The 10,043-nt window shown below is 36.9% G+C and carries 8 protein-coding genes; all 8 read left to right on the forward strand.

What is annotated here, in order from left to right; all coding sequences use genetic code 11:
- Positions 1-187 precede the first annotated feature (187 nt).
- Entirely contained in the window at positions 188-646 is a 459-nt protein-coding gene (locus tag RT405_RS09115; protein WP_313469201.1) for a hypothetical protein, read from the forward strand.
- Positions 647-690: 44 nt separating this feature from the next.
- Positions 691-1,398, forward strand: coding sequence for a tRNA (adenine(22)-N(1))-methyltransferase TrmK (locus tag RT405_RS09120; protein WP_313469202.1), 708 nt, complete (start codon positions 691-693; stop codon positions 1,396-1,398).
- Complete coding sequence (locus RT405_RS09125; RefSeq protein WP_313469203.1) at positions 1,395-2,519, forward strand: Nif3-like dinuclear metal center hexameric protein; 1,125 nt, start codon at positions 1,395-1,397, stop codon at positions 2,517-2,519. Before RT405_RS09120 ends, RT405_RS09125 begins: the two co-directional genes overlap by 4 nt.
- Before the next feature lie 76 nt (positions 2,520-2,595).
- Positions 2,596-3,831, forward strand: a complete 1,236-nt coding sequence (pepT, locus tag RT405_RS09130) for a peptidase T (protein ID WP_313469204.1) — start codon at positions 2,596-2,598, stop codon at positions 3,829-3,831.
- 1 nt (position 3,832) lies between these two features.
- Positions 3,833-4,090, forward strand: coding sequence for a DUF1294 domain-containing protein (locus tag RT405_RS09135; RefSeq protein ID WP_313469206.1), 258 nt, complete (start codon positions 3,833-3,835; stop codon positions 4,088-4,090).
- Between the two features lie 172 nt (positions 4,091-4,262).
- Complete coding sequence (locus tag RT405_RS09140; protein WP_313469207.1) at positions 4,263-5,645, forward strand: hypothetical protein; 1,383 nt, start codon at positions 4,263-4,265, stop codon at positions 5,643-5,645.
- A gap of 13 nt (positions 5,646-5,658) precedes the next feature.
- Positions 5,659-7,728 carry a PD-(D/E)XK nuclease family protein gene (locus tag RT405_RS09145; RefSeq protein ID WP_313469208.1) on the forward strand — a complete coding sequence of 690 codons (2,070 nt, stop codon included), beginning with the start codon at positions 5,659-5,661 and terminating at the stop codon, positions 7,726-7,728.
- A partial coding sequence (addA, locus tag RT405_RS09150) for a helicase-exonuclease AddAB subunit AddA (RefSeq protein ID WP_313469209.1) occupies positions 7,725-10,043 on the forward strand: 2,319 nt, incomplete at its 3' end. The genes RT405_RS09145 and addA, both read left to right, overlap by 4 nt.

Here is a 10,043-nt window from a genome sequence, read left to right on the forward strand (position 1 = left end):
TTTACGGAAATTGCGTCATCCAAGTCGTTCAAAACAATTAAAAGACTTTTTAGAGTAAGCCACTCTTTAGAGCCAAGCAAATGGATTCTCATTTGCTTGGCTCTTTTTTTGTTGGAACTTAATAAAGCACACCACTTAAAAAACTGCTATAATGAAGGAGTATGAAAGTTTGAAGGGATGAGATAATATGTTATCGTTTGAAGAAAAAAAAGCACTATTTGATGAATATACCGAATTGACTGCAGTGCCTGTTTCATTAGATAGAATCAACTACCATTTTGAAGACAGTGCAGTAGCTAAAACAATCGTTATTCGTTTTCTGCATCCAAATGGCAATGCTTTTGTTTATGCTGGCTATTTGCCTAAAGAAGAAACCAATAAAGGTTACCTATCCATTCGTGACGCAGATGAAAAAACGATTCACGAGCTAGTAGATAAAGCACTTGCTTTTTTGAAAAAAACAGCAGATGGCTATGAAGAAGGTTATTCAGAATTGTGGTTTGATCAAAGAGGCGATGTGTTGCGTTTGGTATACGACAATCCTATGTGGTCCATTAATTTACCGAATGGTCAAATCGAAGGTGTTTTTAAAACAAAAGAAGCTGCAGAAGGCTACTTGTTAGATGAGAGTTTCTTTAAAGATTAAATTCATTCCTTTAAATCTATAATGAAAGAAGTGACAAGAGTTCAATGAATACAAAGCAGTTGTCTTTGCGATTAGAAAGAGCAGCCAGTTATGTTTTACCAGATTCGCGCTTGGCAGATATTGGATCAGATCATGCCTACTTACCTTGTGCCTTAGCAGCTGAAGGCACAATTGAATCTGCGATTGCAGGAGAAGTGATCAAAGGGCCTTTTGAAATTGCTGTTAAACAAGTAAAGCGGTTAGGCCTTCAAGATAAAATCAGTGTTCGCTTGGGAGATGGATTGGAAGTGATTGATCCTGCTTCAGATCAATTATCTGCGATCACCATTTGCGGAATGGGAGGAACTTTGATTGCTGCTATTTTAGACGAAGGCTATCAAGCGGGAAAACTAACCGGAAAAGAGCGGCTGATTTTACAACCCAATAAAGATGAATACCAACTAAGAACTTGGCTGATCAAACATCAGTACCAAATTGTGGCAGAAGAATTAATAGAAGAAAACAAAAAATTATATGAAATCATCATTGCAGAAAAATCAGTTGACCAGCAAGTAACAGCTAGTGAAGCTGACTTGATTTTTGGCGTTCATCTTAAACAAGAACGGTCTCCTCTTTTTGTAAAAAAATGGCAAAATGAATTAAAAAAAGACAAACAAATCGCAGCAGATTTAGCAAAATCAGCTACCGATCAAACAGAAAAAATAAAGGTTTTTAAATCTAAAATCGAAAAAATTGAGGAGTTGCTAAAATGATTCGTATTCTTGGAAATGATTTGATTCGTAAATTCGAAGCTTTTGTGCCAAAGTCTTTAGCAGAAACAGGCGACCCTGTCGGTTTAGCAATTGGCACTTTAAATAAACCGATTAAAAAAGTGTTAGTTACGTTAGACGTTCGGCCTGAAGTCGTGCAAGAAGCCATTGAACAACAAGCAGATTTGATATTTGCTCATCACCCGCCTATTTTTAGACCAGCCAAGAACCTTGTCACAGACGATCCGCAAAATAAAATGTATGCTGATTTATTAAAAAACGATATTGCGGTTTATGCGGCTCATACTAATTTAGATGTAGCAACAAACGGAATGAACGCCTGGTTAGCAAAAGCTATCGGGTTAAACAATACTGAAATCATGGCGGTTACGAAAAAAGAAAGTTATAAAAAATTAGTTGTTTTTGTTCCTTTATCGGACCAAGAAGCTATGATTGCCGCTCTAACAAAAGCTGGAGCTGGTAAAATAGGACCAAATTACCAAGATTGTTCTTATACAGTGGAAGGAACAGGACGTTTTACTCCAGTAAACCAAGCTGATCCTGCTATCGGGCAATTAAATCAGTCAGAGAAAGTAGCAGAAGCCCGGATAGAAGTGATTTTCCCTAAACGATTAACTGCTGAAATAGAGCAGGCTTTATTTACGGCTCATCCTTATGAAGAACCGGTTTATGATATTTATACAATTGAAAATTATATTGATGAATATGGCCTAGGACGAGTCGGCGACTTAGCTGAACCTCTTTCTGTTTTAGATTTTGCTGAAAAAATCAAAACAATTTTTGGTGTTTCTGGCTTACGTTATCTTTCTAAAGACAGCAATCAGCTGATTCAACGCGTGGCGATTTGCGGAGGCGATGCTGGAAAGTATTACCCGACTGCAATAGAAAAAGGAGCAGAAGTCTATATTACTGGAGATGTTTACTACCATGTGGCCCACGACATGTTGGCTGAAAACTTAACGGTTATTGATCCAGGCCATCATATTGAGAGCATCTGCAAAAAAGAATTGACTGATCTTTTTACCAAATGGAGTCAGGAAATGAATTGGGATGTAACGATCATTCAATCAGCGATCAATACAGATCCTTATCAATTTATTTAATGAGCTATTTTTTAATTTAGCTTTTACAAAAAACAGTTTAGTGTTTAACTTAATAAAATAGAAAAGGAGTTTTACTATGTATAAAAATTTAGTTCCACGATTTGTTCGTTATGTCCAAACAGAAACACGTTCTGATGAAAGCAGTACGACTATTCCGTCAACACAATCACAAGTAGCCTTTGCTAAGACTTTAATGGCGGAATTGACGGAATTAGGATTAAGTGATGTTGCGTATAATACCGATAACGGCTACGTAACAGCTACTTTACCAAGCAACACAACTCAAGAAGTACCTACAATCGGATTTATTGCACACATGGATACGGCTGATTTTAACGCTAAACATGTCAATCCTCAGTTCCATGAAAATTATGATGGACAAGCGATTTTATTAAACAAAGAACAAAATGTTGTTTTATCCCCAGAAGATTTTCCCAATTTAAAAAATTATCTAGGTCAAACCCTTATTACAACTGACGGGGCTACTTTGTTAGGTGCTGATGATAAAGCAGGAATAGCAGAAATCATGACGGCGATGGAAATTTTACTTGCTGATCCAACTATTAAACATGGAACAGTACGGGTTGCATTTGGTCCAGATGAAGAAATCGGAATAGGAGCAGACCGATTTGATGTAGCAGGTTTTAATGCGGACTTTGCCTACACGATGGATGGGGGTCCGGTCGGAGAATTAGAATACGAAAGTTTTAATGCAGCTGCTGCGATTGTTACGATCCAAGGAAAAAATGTTCATCCTGGTACAGCTAAAAATACAATGGTCAATGCCTTAAAGATTGCTCTAGCTTTTGATGCTGCCTTGCCGCAAGATGAAGTTCCTGAAAAAACAGCCGGCAGAGAAGGTTTTTACCATTTGCTTGGATTATCTGGTGAGGTAGAAGAAGCGCGTATGGAATATATTATTCGTGATCATGACCGCACTAAATTTGAAAACCGTAAGGCTTTTATGTTAGGAATAGCTGAAAAGTTAAACGCTGATTATGGGACTGAGCGTGTAACCGTTAACCTCAACGATTCTTATTACAATATGGGAGAAATCATTGAAAAAGATATGACGGTTATCGACCTTGCGGAACAAGCTATGAAAAACTTGTCTATTGAGCCTATCATTGAACCTATCCGAGGCGGTACAGATGGTTCGAAAATTTCATTTATGGGGTTACCGACTCCTAATATTTTTGCAGGTGGTGAAAATTTCCACGGTCGTTATGAATTTGTTGCTGTTGAAAGTATGCAAAAAGCTACCGATGTCATCGTTGAAATTATTCGCTTAAATGCTGGAGAAAAAGAGTAACATGCTCTATCTCTTTAGTTATGCTGTGATCTTAAACGGTTGGCTCTTTGTTTTAATGGGAATAGATAAAAAGAGAGCTCAAAACCATCAGTGGAGAATTCCAGAGAAAACATTACTGCTGTACGGTATTTTCGGCGGAGGTTTAGGCGGTTTACTGGGGATGCAGGTATTTCATCATAAAACGAGTAAACTGCGCTTTAAACTCAGTTACAGTTTAGGAACAGCACTAGTGGTTGGCTTATTCATTTATTTTTCCTAATCATCGATAAAAGACGAAACAGACTTTAGCTATAATGAGTCTATTTCGTCTTTTATGATATATAAAATAATGGTTAGAATTTTCTTTAGCGGATCATTTAAAAGAGAGCCGGTTTTTTTCTGGGTATGTTAAAATAAAGAAGCGAAGAACAAACAGAAGAGGTGAAGGACCGATGGGATTACAATTTATTTTAGGCCGGATCAATCGAGACAAAAGAGGCGCCATGTTAGATGAAATTGCAGAAACCTTAACTAACAATAAGCAAGCAAAAGTCTTTTATTTAGTTCCAGACCATATTAAATTTGAAGCAGAAATGACCGTTTTAAAACGTCTTGGGGAAATCCCGCCTTTTAATGAAAAAACTTTGATGGGCATGATGCATCTACAAGTCTTTAGTTTTAGCCGCTTAGCATGGTTTTGGCTACAAGATACAGATCTATTCGTTAAACCGCAACTATCCGCTTCTGGTTTATCTATGTTGGTAAGAAAATTATTGATCCAATATGAAGAACAATTGACTATGTATCGAGGAGAAGTTCGTAAAGCAGGATTTGTTGAGCAATTGACCGATTTATTTACTGAATTAAGAACGGGTCGTATTACTCAAAATGATTTGACTTATTTGATTATGCATTTAGGATCGACTCCTCAAGAAGCAGATTTTCAACTGAAATTAAAAGACATCTCATTACTTTATCAAGCATTTGATCAAGCTTTGGCAGGAAAGTACATTGAGACTGAAGATATTTTAACGGCTTTGACTGAAAAAATAAATGAAATGGATTTATCTGATACAACAATTTACATTGAAAGCTTTTTTCGGTTTACTGCTCAAGAACAAGCATTGGTTGTGGCGTTAATGAAATCTGCTAAGCAAGTCACTGTGGCATTAACTTTAGATAAAGGTTATCCGACAGAAAAACCGGAACTGCATGAATTATTTCAAGCAGCAGGTGAAACATATTACCAATTGTATCAAAGCGCTCGTTCTGAGAATATTCCAGTAGCTCCTGATCGAGTGATTCACCAATTAGATGCGGCTTATTGTGAGGAATTGAACCAGTTAGAAGATTTTTGGGTAGAAACCAATAAACTTTCACCGATAAATGATTCTTCATCTCAGCAGCAAACGTCAATGGAAAACTGCATTGAAGTGTGGGCAGGAGAAAACAAACAAGCAGAAGTTGCCCATGTGGCTAAGGAAATTCGTAAACTGGTTAAAAGCGGACACTATCGTTATCAAGATATTTTGGTTTTAACACGGAATATGGATGACTACTTAACGATTTTAGATCCGATTTTTAATGAAAATGGCATTGAAACATTTATTGACAGTGCGGACGTGATGAATCAGCATCCGTTAGTTGAATTTTTAGATGCTTTATTGATGATCAAACGTAAAAATTGGCGTTACGCTGATGTTATGCGCTTTTTACGGACAGAGTTGTTTATTCCTCAATCTGATACAAAATTACCAGCTGAACGCGATATTCGTGTCCGTATCATGCAGCAACAAGTTAATGCTTTCAGAGAGCATATTGATGTAACGCTTTAGTTTAAAAGACACGTTGCTTCCTTTCTTTAAGCAACTCGACCAAGCAGAAACGGGGAAAGAGGCTGCTAAAATTGTCTACTTATTTTTAGAAAAAATTGGAGTCGATCGTCAATTGGTTTTCTGGCGAGATCAAGCGATAGAAAAAAACGACTTAGAAGCAGCTAAAAAACAAGAACAGACATGGCAGGCATTTTTGGGACTGCTAGATGAATATGTGGAAGTATTAGGCGAAGAAAGTTTTGATTTAGAAAGCTTTCAAACGATTCTGGCCGCTGGTTTTGAAACGGCCTCTTATAGCATTGTTCCGCCAAGCATTGACCAAGTTGTTTATTCAGGACTGGAAGGAACACGTATCGGAACGGCTAAAGTGACTTTTTTATTAGGAATGACCGATGCTCATTTGCCAGCAAGAAGTGAGAATAAAAGTATCTTAACTGAAGAAGATAGAGAGTTAGTTGCAAACTTTTTAGATCCATCAAAATATTTGAGGCCATCTGCAGAATCATTGATGGCTACAGAACCTTTTATTGCTTATGAAGCTTTTTTAGCTTCTTCAAAAAAATTGGTTTTTACGTACCCTGTTAGCGATGATTCTAAAGAAGCGCCTAAATTATCGCCATACGTATCAAGAATTGTCGAAGGCTTTCATCTTCCGATTCAGTTTAGAGCTGGTGAAGTTACCTCATTAGAAAACCCTACTTCTACTGAATTACTAGATTTTATCGGGACTCGTCGGAGTACGATGAGCCAATTATTATTAGTTTTACGGAAAGAACAAGACCAAAAAGGTCAACTAGACCCTTTTTGGATTGGTATCTACCGTTACTTTAAACGCGATAAAACTATTTCTGCCACCTTTAATCATTTGCTAGTCAGTTTAGTGAAAAAGAATATTCCGCATCCTTTAAAGAAAGAGATTGCTACTGCTCTATACGGCAAAGATTTATATTTATCTGTTTCTCGTCTTGAAACCTTTTATGCAGACCACTATGCACATTTCTTACAATATGGTCTCCGCTTAAAAGAACGGAATGTTTTTGGGTTATCTCCTGCCGGAACAGGAGAATTTTTCCATGACGCATTAGACCAATTGTTTAAATCGCTTTTAAGCCGTAATTTGAGTTTTCATGAAATAGATCAAGAAACGCTCAATCGGATTACCGATGAAGTATTAACAGCTCTTTATGGTAAAGCTCGATTCTCCGTTTTATCTGCTTCTAATCGCATGAAATTTATTCGGGAACAATTAGGCAAAACAGTCAAACGGATTGCTTGGGCACTTGGTAATCAAAGCAGAAGAACAAATATGAAAAACGTGCAGACAGAAGTTCTTTTTGGGCAGCTGGCTAATCAAAAAGGAATAGAAGGATTAGCTTTTCCTTTAAAAAATGGCGGAAACTTATTTATACGTGGGAAAATCGATCGTGTGGATGCGCTTGAAGTCGGCCAACAACATTATTTGAGTATCGTAGATTACAAATCAAGTGCTCACGCCTTTAGTTATCAAGATGCTTATTATGGATTGGCTATGCAAATGATCACGTATTTAGATACAGCACTTGCAAATGCACCACAATTAATTGGTTATAAAGCTAAACCTGCTGGAGCTTTTTATCTACATGTTCAAAATCCTTTTATTAAAGGAGATAAAATCATTGATGGAGACACTTATACAAATGAACTATTAAAACAATTTAGATTAGATGGTCTTCTGCTAGAAGAAGAAGACTTATTAATGGCACTCGATCCAACAATTGAGCCCTCAACAGCTTCTTTGGTCTATCCTTTCAATCAACTTAAAAATGAATCATTAAAGTCGAACAAATTTGTAACGCTTGAAGAGATGGAGGCACTAAGAAAACACAATCAAAAGTTAATTTTAGATGCCGGCAATCAAATTATGAATGGTGTGACAACTCTTAATCCTTTTTATGAAAAAAGACAGTTCATTTCTTCAGTCAATGGAGAATTACGAGCTGTATCACAATTTGACGCCATGCTCCCTGAAAATAATTACCGCAGGATGGAAAAACTGTCACGTGAAGAAATCCTTAAAAAAATAAAAGAAGAAGAGGAGGAATGACTGTGATTCCAATTAAACCTCAAAATAGCCGTTTTACTGATAGTCAATGGGAGGCTGTCTATCAAGCAGGGCATAATATTTTGGTCTCTGCCTCTGCTGGCTCTGGTAAAACCACTGTTTTAGTACAACGTGTGATTGAAAAAGTGAAATCAGGTACCAATATCGACGAGTTGCTGATTGTTACCTATACGGAAGCTGCCGCTAAGGAAATGAAAGAACGTATTCAAGTCGCTATTCAACAAGCCATTACAAGTGAAAGCGAGCCGGACAAAAAACGACATTTAATACGCCAATTGTCTCTTTTAACACAAGCTTCTATTAGTACACTGCATGCTTTTTGTCTGCAAGTTATTCGTCGGTATTATTACTTGATCGATCTAGATCCAGTTTTTCGCTTATTAACAGATGAAACGGAAATCCTCTTACTGAAAGAAGATGTTTGGGAAGAAGTTAGAGAAGAACTTTATGGCGAAGAAATGAGTGCATTTAAAAACTTAGCCAGTTCTTATTCAAATGATCGGAACGACAGCGGATTAACAGAACTGATCTTTTCCCTGTATGAATTTTCAAGAGCCAATCCCAATCCTGACTATTGGCTAGAACACCTTTCAGAACTGTATACGACGGATGCGGAAAATTTTACAGAAGGAACGTTATTTCAAAAGTTACTAAAGCCGCAAATTTCAGATATTTTAGTCAGTTTAATTGAACTTGGCATCACAGCTAAACAAATCGGAGAAGGTACAGAGGAGTTGAGCCAGCAAACAGAACTCTTCGATGCGGAAGTAGTCCATTTACAAGAGCTGCAAGATAGAATAGCTGCTGATGACTATCAAACAGCTTATCAGTTATCTCAATCCTTTGAGTTTAACCGTTGGAAAGCTGTAAAGAAATCAGCTGATGATAGTATAAAAGAAGCTGGAGCTGAAATGAAAACGATCCGGGATCAGATAAAAAAACGCTACAGTGAGATGCAAAGCTCCTACTTTAATACGTCTTTAGAAAATCAAGTAGAAATTATGGCCAAAGCTGCTCCTTTAGTCGAAGAAATGGCACGTGTAACTGCTATTTTTACCCAAGCTTATCGAGCACGAAAAGACGAACGTAATTTATTGGATTTTAATGATTTAGAACATTTGACGTTGCAAATATTAGCTCGCTACACAGGAGCAGAATGGATTCCAAGTGAAGCTTCTTATCATTATAAAGAGAAATTTAAAGAAGTCATGGTCGATGAATACCAAGATATTAATCAATTACAAGAAAATATTTTACGCTGGCTTGTTCAAGCAGACCCGGAAAAAGGAAATTTGTTTATGGTAGGGGATGTAAAACAGTCCATTTATTCTTTTCGTTTAGCAGATCCGGGATTGTTCTTAACTAAGTATGAAGCGTATGAACAACAAAAGGGGGGAGAGCGGATTATTTTAGCTGAAAATTTCCGTTCCCGCGGTGAAATCCTGCATTTTACTAATCTCGTTTTTGAACAACTAATGGATAAAGACGTTGGCCAGATGGACTATGACGAATCTGCACAATTGATTCAAGGGTTTACAGCATTTCCAGAAACGAATCAACACGAAACAGAGATTTTGATCTATGAAAAGGGAACAGATACAGCTGAAGAAAACGAAGAAGATGCAGTAGACTGGAACATGCGGATAGACGATAAAACAGAAGGCGAACTTTTGATGGTCGGACAAAAAATACAACAATTGATTCAAGAAGGGTTTCAGATTTATGATAAAAAACTAAAGCATAATCGGCCTATTTGTTATCAAGATATCGTCTTATTAACACCTACTAAAAAAAATAATTTAGTTTTATTAGAAATTTTCAAGCGTCTTTCAATTCCTTTACAAGTAAACGATACACAAAATTACTTTCAAACGACTGAAATCACTATTATGATGTCCTTACTAAAAATTATCGATAATCCCTATCAAGATATTCCTTTAGCTGCTGTTTTGCGTTCACCGATTGTCGGCTTAGACGAAAATGAATTAGCTTCTATTCGAATCAGCCAAAAAACGGGTGAATATTACGAAGCGCTGCAGACTTTTCATGCTTCTTATCCAGGTTTTGAAAAAGCCAGCCATTTTACAACAGCGTTATACAACAAAGTCCATCTTTTTCTAGAACGGTTAGTCAAATGGCGTGAAGAAGCACGAAGAAATCATTTAGTTAACTTGATTTGGTCCATTTATGAAGATACGCATTTTTTAGATTATGTTGGAGGAATGAGTTCAGGAAGGCAACGTAAAGCTAACTTGCACGCCTTATATGAACGGGCTGCAAGTTACGAAAAAACTAGT

Origin of the sequence: Carnobacterium sp. (assembly GCF_032094055.1) — a bacterium.
In the GTDB taxonomy this organism is placed as follows: Bacteria; Bacillota; Bacilli; order Lactobacillales; family Carnobacteriaceae; genus Carnobacterium_A.